A 16,053-nucleotide genomic window follows, 5' to 3' on the forward strand; every position below is an offset into this window, starting at 1 on the left:
CCGCCGGCCCGCCAGATCGTTGTGGTCCGTGACGACGTCAGGTGAGAAGCGGAGGGGCTGGGGCGGTGACCCGATCGACCGATGCTTACTACCGGCAGCATGTCCTGCCGTACTACCGGGCGTTCGAATCACGTTTGGGGTACACGGCATTGCTCGGCCGGACGCGTCACTTCGGCTGGTACGAACCCGGTGATTCCCCCTGGAGATTCACGGCAGCCATGCGGCGCATGGAAGTCATCGCGGCCCGCAAACTGGCCTTGCCGCCGACGTCTTCGCTGCTCGATGCCGGATGTGGCGTCGGTGACACGGCGCGCACGGTCGCACGGACAAGCGGGGTGTATGTCACCGGGATCGACGGAATCGAGTCGGACATCGCCATCGCGCGGCAGCGGGCGGCCCGGGCAGGCGAGCCGGGCAGGCGCACCCGTTTCCTCCGGGCCAACTATCACGCGCTCCCGTTTGCCGACGCCTCCTTCGACGGCGTCTACACGATGGAGTCCTTCGTCCACTCGCCTAGCCCCCCGCAAGGGCTCGCCGAGTTCTTCCGTGTCCTGCGTCCTGGCGGAAAGCTGGTGATGCTGGAGTATTCGAGTACCCCGCAGGCCCAGCTGTCGCCGCAGGCGCGGACCGCGCTTCTCCGAGTCTGTGACCTCTCCGGTATGCCAGGGCTGCTCGCGATGACCCATGGGGAGCTGGAGCGGCTTCTTCGGCGGACCGGTTTCGCCGTCGAATCGTCCTACGACGCGACGGCGAAGATCCTGCCGATGCTGTGGGCCTTCTCAGCGCTCGGCCGGCTGCCCTATGCACTCACGCGCAGCGTGGGCTGCGAGAACTTCCTCATCAACGCGATGAGCGCGGTTGAGATGTACCGCCACCAGGACACCTGGCGGTACACCATCTGTGTCGCCACCAAGCCGTAAACCCAACGGCTGCCTCACAGATCTGGGAGGCGTGGAGATCAGAGTGTGCATGTCTCTTGGTACGGCTGATGGTCGATCAGAGCCTGCTAGCCCCACACAGCACAGTAGAAGGCTGCCCAGGCCAGGCCCGCCGAACAACCGAGGACGACCTGCACCGGCGTGTGCGCTCTGACGCGGACCCGCACCCACCCCATGACGACAGCCACCGGCAACCCAGCCAGTACCGAAAGCCCGCAATGCACACCAGCGGCTCCCAGCAGACTGGCAACCACCGCGGTATGCAGGCTGATCCGCCACACCACGGTCACAAGACTCGCTACAACAAGGCCACCCACCGAGAAGGCAAGAAAATCCACGAGCCGACGCGGCGCATGGAACCCCGCCGCCAGCCCCAGGTTCACCACCAAGGCAACGAGAGCGATCATCCCCGTAGCCAGGCGCTGCCGCCATCCCAGCAGGTGCATACTCAACGATCCGCAGCCGCCCAGCGACTTGACCGCATACGCCAGCGGTGGCCCACCACAGCCGAACGCAAGCGCGACAGCCCACACAGGCCCCGAGCCGCCGAGCCTGGTAGCCGAGAACCCGACGACCAGCAGGGAGACCGCCCCCATCACTGACGGCGAAAGCACTTCCGACAGCACGGCCGCGCACCATGTGCCGCGATCAGGGAATTTCAGTCGGCCTGGAGCCAGGTGAAATTCTGTCGCCGAATTCAACCCACAGACCCCTGTGATGCGACGCCGAAGACCAGCACGCAGCGTCATGAACACTACAACTTCCCCCCGAATGGCCCCTGTTCGTCAGGTCGCCGCGCTCCACATCAGACCTAACGACCCGACAAGACAGCAGTCACAAGACCGCCGGGCCGGGCCCAACGCGGACCGGGGGCCAGGGGTGCTGCGCCAAGCAGGTGACCGCCCGACCAGGGGCGTTCTTCGCCACCTCACGCCGGACGCGACCATGTCGGACGAGGGCTCGCACCGCGATTTACGACAGTGGGCGAAGCCGGAGGTTTCCTCCTCCTACGGCCACATGGACATCGAGTGCGAATCAGATGGTGGTCGCTCTCCGGTGGCGAGCTACCTGTGGCAATTTCAGGGTCACTGACGGCCAAGTGAGCAGCGTCGAATCCGGCCAGTCGCAGCCGTATAGCCGGAGCCTTCGCCCGAGGAGTGTTGTGAACGTGCTGGTCACAGCCACTACGACGTCGCGACCCCGTCGGCACGCGGGTGCCGGCTGCGGCACCTCCAGCGCCTCAGCGACCTTCCGGGCCATCTCCGCAATGTGCGGAGGCAGGTCAGTCGTCCAGGGAGTCGATGTCCTCGCTCAGCCGGGCGCGCAGTCCGTGCAGGCACGCCTCAGTCAGGGGCGAGGAGTGTTCGTCTCGGTGAGGTCGGTGGTGGTGGCGAAGAAGGCATCGATGAGGGAACTGTGGAGGTCGCGGGTGCCTGTGTGGTCTCGCGAGGTGGGGCGGGCCGCGGGGTGCCGGGCGGGTGGGCTGGTGAGGTAGGTGTTGAAGCGGGGGCTGTCGGGGAGGCGTTCGTAGGCGGGCAGGCGGGTGGCGTTGCAGGGCAGGCACAGCAGACCGCGGACGCACCGGCCGCAGGAGCCACCGGGCGGGCAGCAGCGGTGGTCGTGGTCGATGTGCCAGAAGCTGCCGGTATCGAGGGAGGGGTCGGCTGGCGGGCCTTCTTGGCACAGTGCGCAGACGTCGCCTTGGAAGCGCATGATCGCGTTCCTCCGCGGGATGGTGATCCGGTAGCGGCGGACTTGCCGTGCGGCCCTGTCGCAGCGGACACACAGCGTCTTGTTCCGGCGCCGGACCTGCGGGTCGGGGGTGTTGTCGTCGTTGCAACCGGTGCAGGAGAACAGGTCGTCATCAATGAAGTCCCAGTCCCAGTCCAAGTCCATGGCGGGACGGTAGTGCTGCGTGCTGACATCCCGTGGGACAGGGGCCAGTTCACGGGTCGGCCGCCGCGCGCGGGCTGGGTCAGCTGTGCCGGGGCGGGGCGACCGGTCTGCGGTGATACGCCCGTGCGCGTATTTCTGACTGCTTCCCGGCGCAGTGTCCGGGCTGTTCGTGCTTGGTCACGAGTGGGCGAAGTCGGCTGTACCGGGGGGGGGGAGGGCGGTGGTGATGCTCGGGGGGCCTCTATGTCTTTGGTCAAGCGAGGCGTGGGGTTCGGGGTTCGTAGAAGGTGCCGTCGCGGAGCATCGCGAACAGGACGTTGATCCGCTGGCGGGCGAGGCGGAGGAGCGCTTGGGTGTGGGTCTTTCCTCTGGCTCGGCATTTGTCGTAGTAGGTGCAGTGACAGTGCAGTTCGTGGCCTGACCGCGACCTGGTGCTCTGCGGAGGCAGCAAGAGGGTGAACCCGGCTGATCTTTGGCGTGACTTGGAAGACCCGTGGAAGCATCGACGGCCGAGGCCGCATCTCATCGATCTCCCCCGGGATGAGCGGCATGCCCGGGGTGACTGAGGTGCGGTTGCGGGTTCGGGCCGGTCGGTTAAGTGAGGAGAGTTTGTTGCGGGCGGCTTCCAGGCTGATCTGGAGTCCTTGGACCGCGCCGAGCCAGCCGTTGGCGCGGGCCTCCTCGATTCGGCCGGCGAGGTTGCGGATGATCTTTTCCAGACGCCTGCGCTGCTGGGGGTTGACGCGGAGCATTGGGCAACGGATGCAAGTTTCTCTGGACTATTGGGGTTGATGCCCGAGAGTGGATCTAGGCAGCATGAGTCGATGCGCCGTGATGGCGATCGGTCCGCCAGAGGATCTGGCTGCATCCGATGGGGGGATTGTGGAAGATCCAGAGTTCGACGTGCGGTTGACTTCAAGTGGGAGCAAGGGCCTCAACCTTGTGCTGGCGGTTCGGTCAGTGACGGGGCTGAGCGCGTGGCGAAGCAAGCAGCTGCTTGAAGCCGCCCCGACGACGGTTGTGGATCGGACATGGTTCGCGGCCGCAGCGGACGCAGCGAGGCGCCTTAGCGCTGCCGGCGCGCGAGCTGACTTGGTCTGCCGGTGGTGTGAGCGGGTGATGTCTCCGGAGGACTGTCCGGTGGACCCGGGGCCGTGCTCATCGCGCTTCCTGTCTCCGACGGGCTGCCCCGCGAGCCGATCGAGGGCTTGATCAGACCGCGGCAGGCCTGACCCTAGTCCGAGGTTGAATCTGTCCATGCCGTGGTGACGCACCCTTCTTCCCAATGCCACCATCCCTGGGCTTCGCCGTGCTCCAGCAACTTGCGGATCGGGGGAAGGTCCGCCGTCGGCGGGATGTCCAGTGCGACCATCCTGAACTGCTCGATGCCCTCGCCGGTTGTTCCGAGCCGATGGAAGGTCTCTAGCACGGTCTGCCTGGCTGCTGCCGAACCTCCGTCCCTCAGCACGATCAACCGGATGGTGCAGTTGTCCGAGGCGCGAACGGTCTCACCGGCCCACCACAAGCCTTCTTCGTCGACCTCGACCTTGACGATGTCATCGCTCGCGACCCCGCGGACGAACCACGGGGTGTTGTCCAGGCGCGCGGTCCCGTCGCCCAGATCCACGGCCCAGAGGCTTTCGACGGTCGTCGGAGGCCAGCCATCCTCGTCCACCTCCATTCGGAAGTGGACCTTCAGGTGGGCGTCACTGATGTTGTTCATCGCACCATCATCTATGGCGACCCACATGTGCCAGGGTGTATGTGGTGCAGGCGGGCATGACGGGTCCTCACCGGGCGTCGGAGGATGGGGGTAGCGGGCGACCGCTCGGACGGCGTGGGCCGGGGCGCGCTGTAGGGATGGTCGAGACGCGATGCGTACGCGTTGTCGAAGTCCCAGAGATTGGGGTGCGCGGCGGTGGACAGCAACAGGCAGTCGCTGTCCTCGGGGGCCGTGGGGTTCTGCCGCACGAGGGACTGCCTGGTACAGGCCCTGGACGGCCTTGAGGAGTGTGGGGGGGGATCGGCAGGGTCGAGATCTCCTTCCCTGCCGGCTGGCTGCAGAGCACGCATCGACGTCCCGGCGCGGTGGTCCCGGCGGATCGCCGCGTACAGATCGGCCTTGGATTTCGACGGACGCATCGGTGCCCCCAGCGGGAGAAGCACAACCATCGTCCCACCACAAGCCCCAAGTGCCTCTAAAACTCGGCGACTTCACCTTCGCCGACACGGCAGTGCCATCCGCGCTCAACGACAAACGACATCGCGACTCGGATCAGGCACACATTCCGTGAGGGCGAGGGTCAGTGAGTTGAGGGCTCCTGGTCGTCCCAGTTCCACCCCTGCTCGGGGAACTGTTCAAGCAAGGCAGTCAGCGAGGTTGCCTGGTGGATGGCGGCCGACCAGTCCTGGGCGGAGTTGTCGAGCAGAACAAGAGCCGGAGGCTCCTGCCGGAAGTCGTAGGTGAGCATCTCGCGGCCACCGTCCCCACCGATGACGACGCCGCCGGGGAATCGCTCTTGGATGTCGCCTGCCTTGTTGACATCGACGAGCTCCTCTATGGCGTTGATCATCAGGAAGTCGTCCGCCGGAAGAACGAATCGGCTCATGCTCCCTTCCGTAGCCAGGAAGGTCCGGTAGTCGGCGGGGAACCGAACTCCGAGTCGGCTCTCGGCCTGCGCTATCTGGTCGTCGTTCGAACTCATGACGTCGTTCTATCAAGCACAGCTCGCACTCGTGACGCCCGGCTGTCTCGCGGTGAGCAGGACACGCTTGCGTAGCAGCGGGAGCTTGGCCCGTCCGAACATCTGGCGTTTGATCATCTTGATGTGGTTGACGCGGCCTTCGACGGGCCCGGAGCTCCAGCGGCTGCTCAGGCCCTGGATGACGGCGTCCCAGTCCTTCTCCAGGCCGGTGGCGAAGCTGTTCAGGCCGGGCAGGTCTTCGGTGCGGACGGCGCCGATCCAGTCTTTGTTCTCGCAGTAGAGCCGGCGCACGGTCAGCTCGACCAGCACCGGCTGACCGCCGACCGGGGTATCAGCCAGCCGCCGCTCGTAAGTGCTGTGCACCCGGCTCGACCGAACCGAGCAGTCCGGCCACGGCACCCTACGGCTCCGCGTCCTGGCCAAGACCCGGATCGTCTCGCGCTCAAGGACCACCCGCTCCACCAGCACCGCGCTGAAGTGCGGAATCAGCACCGCTATGAGGTCATCACACCGCACTACGGTCCCAGATGACAGGACGTCACCGCGGCAGAACGTCGTTGATCGCCCTCACGGAAGTGTGCCTGATCCCACGACTCACCGACAGAGCCGCCGGGCCCAGGGCGCAGCGCCGAAAAGCGACCCCGTACTGCGCCCGCTGACAGAGGCTGACCTGGCACAGGTCATGCCCCTGCTGCACGGAGTGATTGCGCAAGACGACCCGGAGGAGTTGGGCCTGTATCGTCTTGCGCCTTCTCCTGCAAGCCGGTTCGCTGCAGGACTGGTCGCACAGGCCAACGGCCAAGTTGTCGGTGTGGCTGCAGGAGCGGGCATCAGCCTGGCCCTTCCAGGACTGCAGGTGTCCGATGAAGAGATCACCCGCCGGATCGCACTCTTGGACGTCATCGCAGTACACCCGGACCACCGACGCAGAGGGATAGGCCCACTGCTGCGTGACGCTCTGTTGGACCACTTCCGCGCGGTGGGACACCGACTCGTGATGGCGAAGCTGGCGGCAGGTCGGCGCGACCTCGTCCCGATCTACTCCGCGTGGGGCTGGAAGGTCGGCCACCCCAATGAAGGCGTGGCCGTCGCACTTGGCCCCGATCCCGTGGTACTCGCTGAGGAGCCGGCCACACGCGTTGCGTGGACCGGAATCGATCCCCACGTGCGCCAAGACCTATTCCTCGTGCCCGGCACGCTGGTCGTAGCAGGCGTATTCGACTGACCCTCGCACAACCCGCTCCGCGCCACCACAGCCGTACTGGCGGAGAATAGACCGCGCACCCCGGCCCGATGCTGGGTGCGGAGACAGGTCTCCGCACGGTCCAGCCTCCGGGAGGGGGTGTCATCCTGTCCGCCGCGGGGCCGCGCTGCGCCGCATGCAAGCGCTGAGAGGATCTCACCGTTCCGCCAGAGATGGCTGTACTTGGTCTTCCGTGCTGTGGGGGACGGTATGCAGGCGACGGACGGTCCGGCGCTCCGCAAGCTGGGGGATCGTGGTCATCCTTTTCTGACGATCTCGCCGTTCTTGATCACGAGGAGTCTGGTGACGTGGTCGTCCTCGTAGAAGCGCCCGTACCCGACGTAGGTGCCGAAGCCGCCGCTTCCGGGCGAGCCGTCGGCGTCGACGTAGTCGTAGTCGGCGCGGGCCGCGAGACAGTCGAGCAGCTGGTCGACGTGTTCGGTTTCGTCGGGGTGCAGTGCCTGGCGCGTCGTCAGCGCCCACCCAGGGCGCGGGATCTCGCGCCGGGCCAGCTCCGAGAGGGCCGCTCCACCGATCTTCCAGGCCGGGCCCCGTTGGGCCAGTACCGGGTACGGGGCGTTCTCCGCCTGGATCTCGCCCTTGTCGTCCAGGATCGGTTCGCCGTCGTCGAGCATCACCTCGGGGAACTCGGTGAGGATGCAGAGCTGTTGTGGCTGCGGGCCGAGGCCAAGGTGCCAGCGGAGCTCGGTGACCTCGTCCTGCGTCAGGTTGTCCTTGAGGTCGATGGTGAGGAGGAAGTCGTAAGCGTCAGCCATCCCAGGAGGGTAACTGCGGCGGCTGACACCGGGCTTGGGGCGGTCGCGCCCGGCCGGCGGACGGTTCGGCGGCAAGCCCAACCCCAGTGCTCCTACGGCGGGTCTCTGCCGGAGTCAGAGAGAGAGCTGCCGCCCCGCTCCGCAACTCTGACTTGCTCCGACACTCGGTTCATCGCCTGGGGAGCATGGCTGGGTACCGACCCTTCCATGGCTTTCTCGGAGAACCGATTCGGCGGTGCTGCGGTACCGCGGTCACGGGCCAGGAGGGCCGGGACCATCAACTGTATGGAGCGACAGCTGAGTTCGGACCGGCTCCCGTCGGCGGCGTGAGGGGTAGCCGTCAGGGTCCCGGTCCTCGGGCACGCCCGGACAGTTGGCCGCCGGTTTTTACAGATCTACGGAAGATCGTCGCTCTAGTCGGTATGACGGACATCAACGAGGCGCCGGACCCGCAACGACCGTTCGCTGCCGCGAGCGGCAGCGAACGCGAAGCCGGTCAGCCAGTCGTGCCAGTCGCATCCGGACGTCTGGACGAGCGAGTGGTCATGGTCAGGGAGGTTGGGGTGACAGTGGCAACCGTCTTCGCCGCGACGGGTTCTGTGGTCGCGACAGCTGTCGCCGGGACGGTCCTGGTTTCGTTGGGCTGGCTGCTCAGGGGACGCCGTCCGTGAAATGGCCATCCCGTGCTTCGCAATGGGAGATCAGCGTGGGGGGAGGCCTTGGCAGTGACGAACGACGAGTTCGAAGCCTTCTTCCGGAAGGATTACCCGAACCTGGTCCGGCATCTCATGCTCCAGGGTTTCCCTCCTGATCTGGTGGCGGACGCGGTGCAGGAGGCGATGCTGCGTCTGTTCCTTGAGTGCGACAACGTGGCGTACCCGAAGACATGGGTACGTGTGACGGCGCGCCGTGTAGCACTGGACAGCTGCGAACGTGATGCGAAACGCGAGCGTCTTTCGTGGCAAGTGGCCGGGATGCCGGCCCCCGGCCGACGCGCCCAGACACGGTGGCGGACGAGCTGAGCGAGGCAGTCATGGTCCTCCAACTCCTGCTGGGGCTGCCGCAACGGCAGCGCGAGGTCATGGCATGGCATCTCGATGACTACCGGCCTGAGGAAATCGCAGAGATCCTCGGATTGAAGAGAGCCACGGTGGACTCGAACCTTCGCCACGCGCGAGGCAAGCTCAGGCAGGCTTGGAGTGGCAACAGACGAGGGGAGGCAGAATGAACGACGGCGAGCTTGACCGCGAACAGGACACTTTCGATGTGTGGGAAGCGCGGGTCGCTGAGGAGATCACGGAGCTGCTCGCTGACCCTTTGACGATGCAGGAAACTCTCCAAGCCATCCAGCGGCAGGCGCAGCCTGACGAGAGCCCTACCCGTGACACTTCCTCCGCCGGCCGCATCGTCCGAGGGCGGGGGCAGGACAGGTGGGTGCTGAGTGAGTCGGCAGAGCCCACCCCTTACCCCCGGCCGACCCGCGCATCTCTGCTCGATGGCCAGCCATCTGTACCGCAAGGCCCTCCCGAACCACTGCGGGCCACCGCAGCCACCCGGCAGGACGACTCGGCGGCGGGCGACCGAATCCGGATCGGGCTGTGGGGCGCGCCGCGTGCAGGAAAGACGACGTACCTGGCCGCCCTGCCCATCGCGGCGATGCAGGCGCAGCGGCACGGGGAAGCAAACTGGCTGATCGCCGGGACGACGGCGAAGGCCAACGCATTCCTCAACGAGGGCGTGACGAAGCTGGCGGTCGAGCGGACCTTCCCCACTGCCACCGACAGCCTCGAAGGCGTGAGCTGGTCGTTCCAGGGCCGCACGCCCGCCGTGGGCCTGCTGCGCAAGCGGCACCGAGACGCCAAGTTCGTCCTGGAGCTCCAGGACGCGCCTGGTGAAGCGTTCCGGACGGAAAGCCCCCTCCACACCAGGGTGGTTGACCAACTCGCTGACGCTCAGGGCCTGATCTACTTCTTCGACCCGCTGGGTGAGGCCTCGGAGACGGCTCAGGGCCTGACCCACTTCCTGTCCACGCTCACCGAGCTGAGTCAGCGAATCAGCAGCGCAGGGCGCCAGGACCGAGGGCGGCTGCCGCACCAAGTGTCGGTCTGCATCACCAAGTTCGACCACCCGGACATCTTTAGGCCCGCAGTCGAGGCAGGCTGGGTCACCCAGGAAACCGCCGCCTCCCTTCCGAGTGTCCCTGTGCATCTGGCCGAGGGCTACTTCCAATGGCTGTGCGACGACTCGCGCAGCACCAGTGCGCGACTGGTACGCGACGGTCTGGCCGCCTACTTCCACCCGGAGCGCGTGGCGTACTACGCGACCTCCGCCGTAGGTTTCCGGCTGAACTCGCAGCACGTCTTCGACTACCGCGACTACGCCAATGTGGAGTTTGTCGGCGGCGCAGCCCGGCTGGTCACGTCCCCGGAACCCATCAACGTATTGGAGCCGCTGACCGACCTGGAGCGCAGGATCCGCACCACGAAGGACGCACGCAGGCCGCGGCACAGGTGAAGACCGCCGCTGCGATGTGCCGGTTTGGTGTCAGTGGGTGGGTGTCAATGACGGCATGTCAGGTTGGGATGTTCTTGCTGGTTGGCCCGTTTGTGAAGGACAGCGTCACTGCAGTGGGGCGGTTTCTGTAGCGGGTACGGCTGTCGTGGGGCGGTACACCCCGCCCTGTTCCGCTGTCCCAGGAACGGCACTTCTGATCCTTCTGTGACTGCGCGGCGGCACGGTGTTCGGTGTCGGTTTGCGTGTTCGGAAGGGTGTGGGGTGGGGGAGCTGGGCGCTGGCAGGAGGTTCCGCGTCTGGCCGCAGCGGAAGTGACGGCCGCGGTCAATGGCTTCCATCCGCTGTGGCGCACCGTCCCGGCGTCGGATCTGACGTGGATCGACCGGTCGTGCGCGCACGGCACGTTCCGCATATGGGCTGCTTTGACAGCGCACCTGCAGAACGAAGGGCGGCGTGGGCAAGCTGCGTGAGCGCCCGCAGGGCAAGGCCTATAAGCAGGGGAGCGGTGGCCGGCCCTGCAGAGGCCGACCTGGCGTCCCGACATCCGAGCCGCGGTCATCTCCAAGGCGCGGGTGAACATGCACCGCAAGCTGCTGAACATGTCCCGGATGACCGAGCTGTTCCCGCTCGCCGTGCTCTCTGACTGTGTCGTCTACCCGAGCCCTGGCGACAGCCCGCTGGACTCCCTGCCGTACGCCGCCTCCGGCAAGCCCCAGCCGGGCGGGTTCCGCCTCGGGCCCACTCCGGGCCTGGCGAAGCTGGAGGGCGTTCAGTCGATGCTGTGGCCGGTCGACTTGATGGGGCAGGGTTTCAACCCGGCCCGGCACATCAAGGGCGGCGACGCGGTCCTGGACGAAGGCGAGTAGGGCCGTGGCGGGAGAGATTGAGGACGCCATCGAGCGCGCGAGCTGGGAGATGTTCACCCGCGAGCCGCCCAAGACCCTGAAGGGCAAGATCGGTTACCTGCTCAGCAGATGAAGTCCGCGAAGGCCGTCGCGGAGGAGATCGGCGTCACCGCCGACTCGGTCAACCGCTACCGGCGCGGCGCGCGCAAGCACCCGTCCGAGGAGATCGCCGCGAAGATCGATGCAGCGGTGCGGGTCCGCTGGCAGCCGCAGGTCCGCAAGTGCCGGCGGAAGCAGGCCGCCGCCACCGGAGGGATCACCGTGGAGACCAGGGCCCGCTTCGGCTACACCGCCCCGGTCGGCAGCACCGACGACGGACGCTTCCGCCGCCTCACCGTCCACCTCCCACCGGCGTACGCGCAGCGCCTGTTCGACGCCCGCGACGCGGGCGCCAGCGACCAGGAGATGCGCAAAATCATCGCCGAAGGACTCCTCCGCGTCATCGACGCCGACATCACCGTCACCACCACCGACGGCCGCCACGTCCAGGGGCGCTACCGGCTGCTCACCACATTGCTCGACCATCGCGTCGACCCCGCGGAGCAGTTGGTACGGCTCTATCACGAACGCTGGGAAGCCGAGGGCGCGTTCCACTCCCTGCGTCACACGCTCCTCACCGGCAGGGTCCTGCGCTCGGGTGACCCGGTCGGAGTCGAACAGGAAATGTGGGCGCTGCTGGCCACCTACCAGGTCCTGCGGATCGCCATGGTGGCCGCCATCGAGTCAGCGCCGGGTCTCGATCCGGACCGGGCAAGCTTCACCACCGCCCTGGAGACCGCCCGGGACCTCCTGACCGCCGGCCGCGGCGTCGTCCCGGCCGCGGGGGACTCCGATCTGGTCGGCGACATCGGCCGAGCGGTTCTGTCCGACCTGCTCCCGCCCCGCCGTCTGCGCACCAGCATCCGCAAGGTCAAGTGCCCGATCTCCCGCTCCCCCGCCCGCCCCGCTGACAACAGGCCACTGACCAGCCAGAGCATCGCCATCACGCTCTACACGGCCCACGACACCCCACCGCCGCCACAGGTCCGCCATCGCCGTTCATGGAGCCCGGCCGCCCACACACCGACACCCGCCCCTTCCCGGACGTCGCCGACTGCGGGCCGCCAGCACCGCGTGCTCACCATCCTCGCCGCCGAGCCCGGCCGGGCCTGGCACGGCCGCGAACTCGCACGCATGCTGTGCATCACCAACCTGAACAGCTTCTGCGTTCAACTGTCCCAATGGTCAAGCGAGGGCATCATCCGCAAGACGGGGCGCGCTCTCTACACCCTCGCAGGCCATGCCTCTATGCCCTTGACCAGCGCGGACACCGCTTAACTACACGGCATTGCCCGCGGACCACACGGACCCCGGCCCAGTGACGGACTGGCGCCGGGCAGGACCCTGACCCGAACCCCGCCCTCGGAACGCGAGCTCGGCCTGCGCCCTCTTCATGTGCGATCACATACGTTCGACCGGTTGAATCCACAACGGAGGGTTCTTTGATGGACAGTCACATCGTGCAGGTGAAGATCCACCCCGCCATCGGTGTCGCCCGGGTCGGCAACAGCGCAGAGGCACCCTTCATCGGCCCGGAATCACCGGACCAGAAACCAGCGGACGCCGGCTCCTACAAGGACGCTTCCGGGGCGATACGGAGGCAGGCCGCACGATTCCGTGTGTACGGCTACAACGCCGCCGGGGAGGTCGTACGGGAACTGAAGCCGGGCAGCGAGGGTGTCACCGAGATCCAGTGGACGGTGCATCTGGCCAACAAGAAGGCCGCCTGGTATCAGTTCCATCTGGCGCTGGACATCCCCGAGGGCAAGACGCTCACGGCAGAGCAGTACGGTCGACGCAACGCCGACGTCGTGGTCGCCGACAGGAAGAAGCTGGTCAACGATCCCGGCAGCCGCACCGTTCGCGGCTCGAAGACCGAGACGCAGAAATTCGACACCGGCAAGGTCATGGACAAGGCGGTGTACCTCGGCGAGATCTCCACCCGTTCCGACGGCCGCCTGGTGGTGCTCGGTGGCCGTGGAAACTCCGCCTCCTACAAGAACCAGCCGATCACCGGGGTCACCAACAACAACACCTGGTACGACGACGTGTCCGACGGCCCGGTGACAGCGAAGGTCACAATCGACGGCCAGGATCTGACCGCCGTCCCGGCCTGGGTCGTGGTGGGACCTCCGCACTACGCCCCCGGCGTGAAGTCCGTCCGTACCCTCTACGACCTGCTCTTCGACGTCTTCGTCCAGGCCGGTTCGCTGACCCGCCCACAGCAGGTCTCGTTCGCCGATCACATCGAGCCGATATTCCGCAGGTTCTGCGATCTGCAGTGGGTCAACCACGGTTTCGCGACCCAGTTCGGCTGGAACGGCCCCAACTTCTTCCTCTCGCCGACGATGCGCAAGAGGCTCGCCGATCCGTCCAACCGAACCCGGGAACTGCGCCGCCAGGTGTACGCCTCCTTGCGCGACTACGACCGTGACGGAAAGTCCCCGCTGCCGTGGCCGTGGCTGTACGGCGACGCCATGGCCAGCAAGCCCAAGTCCATGCTTCAGCACCTGGCGCTGTCGCCGACCCAGGACTGGATGCTGCAGCGTTGGGCGGACGGGGCGTTCGTGGCCGGACCCTTGCAGCAGCCGCGCCCCACGGTCGACGAGGCCCCTGCCGCCGAGCAGCCGGGGCTGCTGGACCGGGCGGCCCTGGAGGGCTGCGCCGCCGACGCGTTCCACCCGGGGATCGAGGTCACCTGGCCGATCAGGCACGCGAGCATGTTCAGCGCGCCCTTCCGCATCCGGCACCGCGCCCCCGCCACCGCGGAACCCGACTACGGGCCCACCCTGCTTCCGGACGAGGCGGTCTCCGCCACTGGCCCCCTCCAGGCACAGGGCCCCGGTGACCTCACCCGCTGGATGGCCGCCCCCTGGCAGGCGGACACCGCGAGCTGCCGCTCGGGCTACGAGGTGTTGGCCAACCTGGGGCCCCGGTACAGCCCGTACCTGCCGACCTTCTGGCCTGCCCAGGTACCCAACCATGTGCTCAAGCTGGAGGACTTCGAGAAGGTCAACACGCCGTCGGCCGGGAGCGACGACAGCGCCCGGGAGGAGGCATTCGAGCGGCGGGCGACCTGGCTGCGCGGACTCACCGGCACCATGAACGAGCAACGCACACAGATGATCAAGGACTGGGCCAAACTCGGCGTCGTCGAGGTGCGCGACTACACCGTGGGCGACGGGAAGTTCCCCGACCGGATCCTGGTGGAGTCGCGCCCGGGACAACCGCTCGCTCAGGCACCGGACAGGGCGAACCTCGTCAACGTGCAGGTGCCCGAGGCGGGGCCGCACGTGTTGGCCGCGGCGGCGGGCCGCTCGCCCGAGGGAAGGCTCGCCCCCGAAGCCGTCGAGGCCGAGTCCGCGGCGCGGGCCGTCGGCGAAGCGGCCAGGGCGACCGGCTACCGCGAGGAGGAGATCACCGCCGGATACCTCGAGAAACTCGACCCCTTCCGCGACGCGCGGTGAGCGCCGCCCTCGCTCTCGGCGCGGACACCTACGACGTCGTGGTGGCGGGCGGCGGCCCGGCCGGCTGCGCCGCCGCGCTCATGCTCGCCCGGGCGGGCCGTACGGTCCTGCTGGCGGACGCCGGCACCGGGCCGCCCAAGGTCGGCGAGACGCTCGTACCCGCCGGGCGGGTCCTGCTCGGCGATCTCGGCATAGCCGACCGTGTTCTCGACTCCGGACACCTGCCCTGCTACGGCAGTCTTTCGGCGTGGGGTTCGGCCGACCTGCACACCGTCGACTTCATCAACGACCCGCACGGCCATGGCTGGCACCTCGACCGACGGCTGTTCGACCAGCGACTGCGCGATGCCTCCCGCGCGGCGGGGGCGGAGGTCGCCGAGGGCACGGCCGTACGCGAAACGGTGCGGACGCCGGACAGCGGCTGGACCTTGGTCCTGCGCGGCGGCACGGGCCCTGCCGGTAGCGGGTCGGGGGGCGGGGGCGGGCCCGATACCGGGCCGGCGTCCGGGTCCGGGGGCGGGAGCGGGAGCGGGTCCGATACCGGGCCGGCGTCCGGGTCCGAGGCCGATTCCGGGTCCGGGGGCGGGGGCGGGGGCGGGTCCGCAGGCGGAGGCGGGTCCGCGTCCGGGTCCGCGTCCGCGTCCGGTGGCGAGCGTACGGTGCGCTGCCGCTGGGTGATCGACGCCACCGGCCGCGCCGCCGCGATAGCGGTCCGGTGCGGGGCCCGGCGGCGGGTCCGGGACCGGCTCACAGCCCTGTACGTGCCCCTGGAAGCGGACCCGCTGGACACCGACCGCCGCTCCCTCGTCGAGTCCGACGAGGACGGCTGGTGGTACACCGCCCCGCAGCCCTCCGGCGGGCGCCTGGTCGCCTACTTCACCGACACCGACCTGCCGGCCGCCACCCACACCGCACGCCACTTCCACCGACGGATGTCGGCCACCCGCCACGTGTCCCGATGGGTCCACCGGGACGGGCCCCCGCCCACGTCACCCACCGCGCCCCGCCGGGCCGCCGCGCACACGGCGCACCTGGACCGGGTGTACGGAGACGGCTGGACCGCCGCCGGTGACGCGGCGGTCGCCTTCGACCCGCTCTCCTCCCAGGGCGTGCTGACCGCCCTCTACACCGGGCTGAGCGCGGGCCTGGCCGTCGACGCCCGCCTGAGTGGCGTTCCTGACGGCGCGGACTCGTCCCTCGGCGCCTACGCGGACCAGGTCGCGGCCGCACGGAGCGCATATCTGCGCGGCCACCGTGTCATCCACGCCCAAGAGGCCCGCTGGACCGACCGCCCCTTCTGGGCGCGGCGCCTGGCCGACGTGCCCTGACAGCCTCGGCCGGTGCGACCTGAACTGCTCAGGCGCACCGGCCTGGGCAGTTCAGGGGCAGACTTCCGGTGATCCGTCGCGTTGCGGCGTCCGGGTCCCGGAAAGGGCATAGTCCCTGACCGCGGCCGCTGGCGGGATCCTTAAGTAGCTGTTGTCGTACCGATCTTGAGGCCGTCGATTTCGCTGGTCGGGCATGGGGTCGGTGATTCTGCGGGAGTGGTGAGCTGTCGTTTCGTCGCTTG

14 protein-coding genes and 3 pseudogenes are annotated in these 16,053 nt (G+C 67.9%); 10 read left to right on the forward strand and 7 right to left on the reverse strand.

Going from position 1 to position 16,053, the window contains the following annotated elements:
* Positions 1–65: 65 nt before the first annotated feature.
* On the forward strand, positions 66–920 hold the full coding sequence (locus ACN6LB_RS37275; protein ID WP_445029732.1) for a class I SAM-dependent methyltransferase: 855 nt from the start codon (positions 66–68) through the stop codon (positions 918–920).
* An 86-nt stretch (positions 921–1,006) separates the two neighbouring features.
* On the opposite strand, the gene ACN6LB_RS37280 is transcribed toward ACN6LB_RS37275, so the two are convergent.
* From ACN6LB_RS37280 to ACN6LB_RS37290, 3 genes and pseudogenes are all read right to left on the reverse strand, one after another.
* Positions 1,007–1,693: a hypothetical protein gene (locus tag ACN6LB_RS37280; protein ID WP_445029733.1), complete on the reverse strand. Its 687-nt coding sequence runs from the start codon at positions 1,691–1,693 to the stop codon at positions 1,007–1,009.
* 592 nt (positions 1,694–2,285) lie between these two features.
* Positions 2,286–2,834, reverse strand: coding sequence for an endonuclease domain-containing protein (locus tag ACN6LB_RS37285; protein ID WP_445029734.1), 549 nt, complete (start codon positions 2,832–2,834; stop codon positions 2,286–2,288).
* A gap of 253 nt (positions 2,835–3,087) precedes the next feature.
* A pseudogene (locus ACN6LB_RS37290) lies at positions 3,088–3,228 on the reverse strand (IS110 family transposase); the annotation flags it as partial.
* Positions 3,229–3,668: 440 nt separating this feature from the next.
* Between ACN6LB_RS37290 and ACN6LB_RS37295 the strand changes: the two are divergent.
* On the forward strand, positions 3,669–4,046 hold the full coding sequence (locus ACN6LB_RS37295; protein WP_445029735.1) for a ribosomal protein L7/L12: 378 nt from the start codon (positions 3,669–3,671) through the stop codon (positions 4,044–4,046).
* Positions 4,047–4,068: 22 nt separating this feature from the next.
* On the opposite strand, the gene ACN6LB_RS37300 is transcribed toward ACN6LB_RS37295, so the two are convergent.
* From ACN6LB_RS37300 to ACN6LB_RS37310, 3 genes are all read right to left on the reverse strand, one after another.
* Positions 4,069–4,557: a DUF4265 domain-containing protein gene (locus tag ACN6LB_RS37300; protein WP_445029736.1), complete on the reverse strand. Its 489-nt coding sequence runs from the start codon at positions 4,555–4,557 to the stop codon at positions 4,069–4,071.
* Between the two features lie 580 nt (positions 4,558–5,137).
* Complete coding sequence (locus ACN6LB_RS37305) at positions 5,138–5,539, reverse strand: SMI1/KNR4 family protein (protein ID WP_445029737.1); 402 nt, start codon at positions 5,537–5,539, stop codon at positions 5,138–5,140.
* Between the two features lie 12 nt (positions 5,540–5,551).
* The gene (locus ACN6LB_RS37310; RefSeq protein WP_445029738.1) at positions 5,552–6,031 is read right to left on the reverse strand and encodes a transposase family protein; all 480 of its coding nucleotides are present in this window, start codon (positions 6,029–6,031) and stop codon (positions 5,552–5,554) included.
* Between the two features lie 4 nt (positions 6,032–6,035).
* Between ACN6LB_RS37310 and ACN6LB_RS37315 the strand changes: the two genes are divergently transcribed.
* Positions 6,036–6,764 (forward strand): GNAT family N-acetyltransferase, encoded by a 729-nt coding sequence (locus tag ACN6LB_RS37315; protein WP_445029739.1) that lies wholly within the window; start codon positions 6,036–6,038, stop codon positions 6,762–6,764.
* Positions 6,765–7,039: 275 nt separating this feature from the next.
* On the opposite strand, the gene ACN6LB_RS37320 is transcribed toward ACN6LB_RS37315, so the two are convergent.
* Positions 7,040–7,558, reverse strand: coding sequence for a hypothetical protein (locus ACN6LB_RS37320; protein WP_445029740.1), 519 nt, complete (start codon positions 7,556–7,558; stop codon positions 7,040–7,042).
* A gap of 725 nt (positions 7,559–8,283) precedes the next feature.
* Between ACN6LB_RS37320 and ACN6LB_RS37325 the strand changes: the two genes are divergently transcribed.
* The 7 genes and pseudogenes from ACN6LB_RS37325 to ACN6LB_RS37355 all read left to right on the forward strand — a co-directional run bounded on the left by ACN6LB_RS37325 (position 8,284) and on the right by ACN6LB_RS37355 (position 15,811).
* Entirely contained in the window at positions 8,284–8,580 is a 297-nt protein-coding gene (locus ACN6LB_RS37325; protein ID WP_445029741.1) for an RNA polymerase sigma factor, read from the forward strand.
* Positions 8,581–8,591: 11 nt separating this feature from the next.
* Positions 8,592–8,786 (forward strand): sigma factor-like helix-turn-helix DNA-binding protein, encoded by a 195-nt coding sequence (locus ACN6LB_RS37330; protein ID WP_445029748.1) that lies wholly within the window; start codon positions 8,592–8,594, stop codon positions 8,784–8,786.
* Positions 8,783–10,072, forward strand: a complete 1,290-nt coding sequence (locus tag ACN6LB_RS37335) for a hypothetical protein (RefSeq protein WP_445029742.1) — start codon at positions 8,783–8,785, stop codon at positions 10,070–10,072. The genes ACN6LB_RS37330 and ACN6LB_RS37335 overlap by 4 nt, the downstream gene beginning before the upstream one ends.
* Before the next feature lie 444 nt (positions 10,073–10,516).
* Positions 10,517–10,938, forward strand: a pseudogene (locus ACN6LB_RS37340) (telomere-associated protein Tap); the annotation flags it as partial.
* 49 nt (positions 10,939–10,987) lie between these two features.
* Positions 10,988–12,294: pseudogene (gene tpg / locus ACN6LB_RS37345) on the forward strand (telomere-protecting terminal protein Tpg).
* 167 nt (positions 12,295–12,461) lie between these two features.
* Complete coding sequence (locus tag ACN6LB_RS37350) at positions 12,462–14,483, forward strand: LodA/GoxA family CTQ-dependent oxidase (RefSeq protein ID WP_445029743.1); 2,022 nt, start codon at positions 12,462–12,464, stop codon at positions 14,481–14,483.
* The gene (locus tag ACN6LB_RS37355; RefSeq protein ID WP_445029744.1) at positions 14,480–15,811 is read left to right on the forward strand and encodes an NAD(P)/FAD-dependent oxidoreductase; all 1,332 of its coding nucleotides are present in this window, start codon (positions 14,480–14,482) and stop codon (positions 15,809–15,811) included. Before ACN6LB_RS37350 ends, ACN6LB_RS37355 begins: the two co-directional genes overlap by 4 nt.
* Positions 15,812–16,053 lie beyond the last annotated feature (242 nt).

The sequence above is a fragment of the Streptomyces sp. SAS_270 genome, from assembly GCF_052543295.1.

What these genes read in the sequence shown, in the direction of transcription:
- ACN6LB_RS37300 (WP_445029736.1), bottom strand. Translation starts at nt 4,557, where the DNA reads ATGAACAACATCAGTGACGCCCACCTGAAGGTCCACTTCCGAATGGAG.
- ACN6LB_RS37335 (WP_445029742.1), top strand. Translation starts at nt 8,783, where the DNA reads ATGAACGACGGCGAGCTTGACCGCGAACAGGACACTTTCGATGTGTGG.
- ACN6LB_RS37350 (WP_445029743.1), top strand. Translation starts at nt 12,462, where the DNA reads ATGGACAGTCACATCGTGCAGGTGAAGATCCACCCCGCCATCGGTGTC.
- ACN6LB_RS37285 (WP_445029734.1), bottom strand. Translation starts at nt 2,834, where the DNA reads ATGGACTTGGACTGGGACTGGGACTTCATTGATGACGACCTGTTCTCC.
- ACN6LB_RS37315 (WP_445029739.1), top strand. Translation starts at nt 6,036, where the DNA reads ATGAGGTCATCACACCGCACTACGGTCCCAGATGACAGGACGTCACCG.
- ACN6LB_RS37320 (WP_445029740.1), bottom strand. Translation starts at nt 7,558, where the DNA reads ATGGCTGACGCTTACGACTTCCTCCTCACCATCGACCTCAAGGACAAC.
- ACN6LB_RS37295 (WP_445029735.1), top strand. Translation starts at nt 3,669, where the DNA reads ATGGCGATCGGTCCGCCAGAGGATCTGGCTGCATCCGATGGGGGGATT.
- ACN6LB_RS37330 (WP_445029748.1), top strand. Translation starts at nt 8,592, where the DNA reads ATGGTCCTCCAACTCCTGCTGGGGCTGCCGCAACGGCAGCGCGAGGTC.
- ACN6LB_RS37305 (WP_445029737.1), bottom strand. Translation starts at nt 5,539, where the DNA reads ATGAGTTCGAACGACGACCAGATAGCGCAGGCCGAGAGCCGACTCGGA.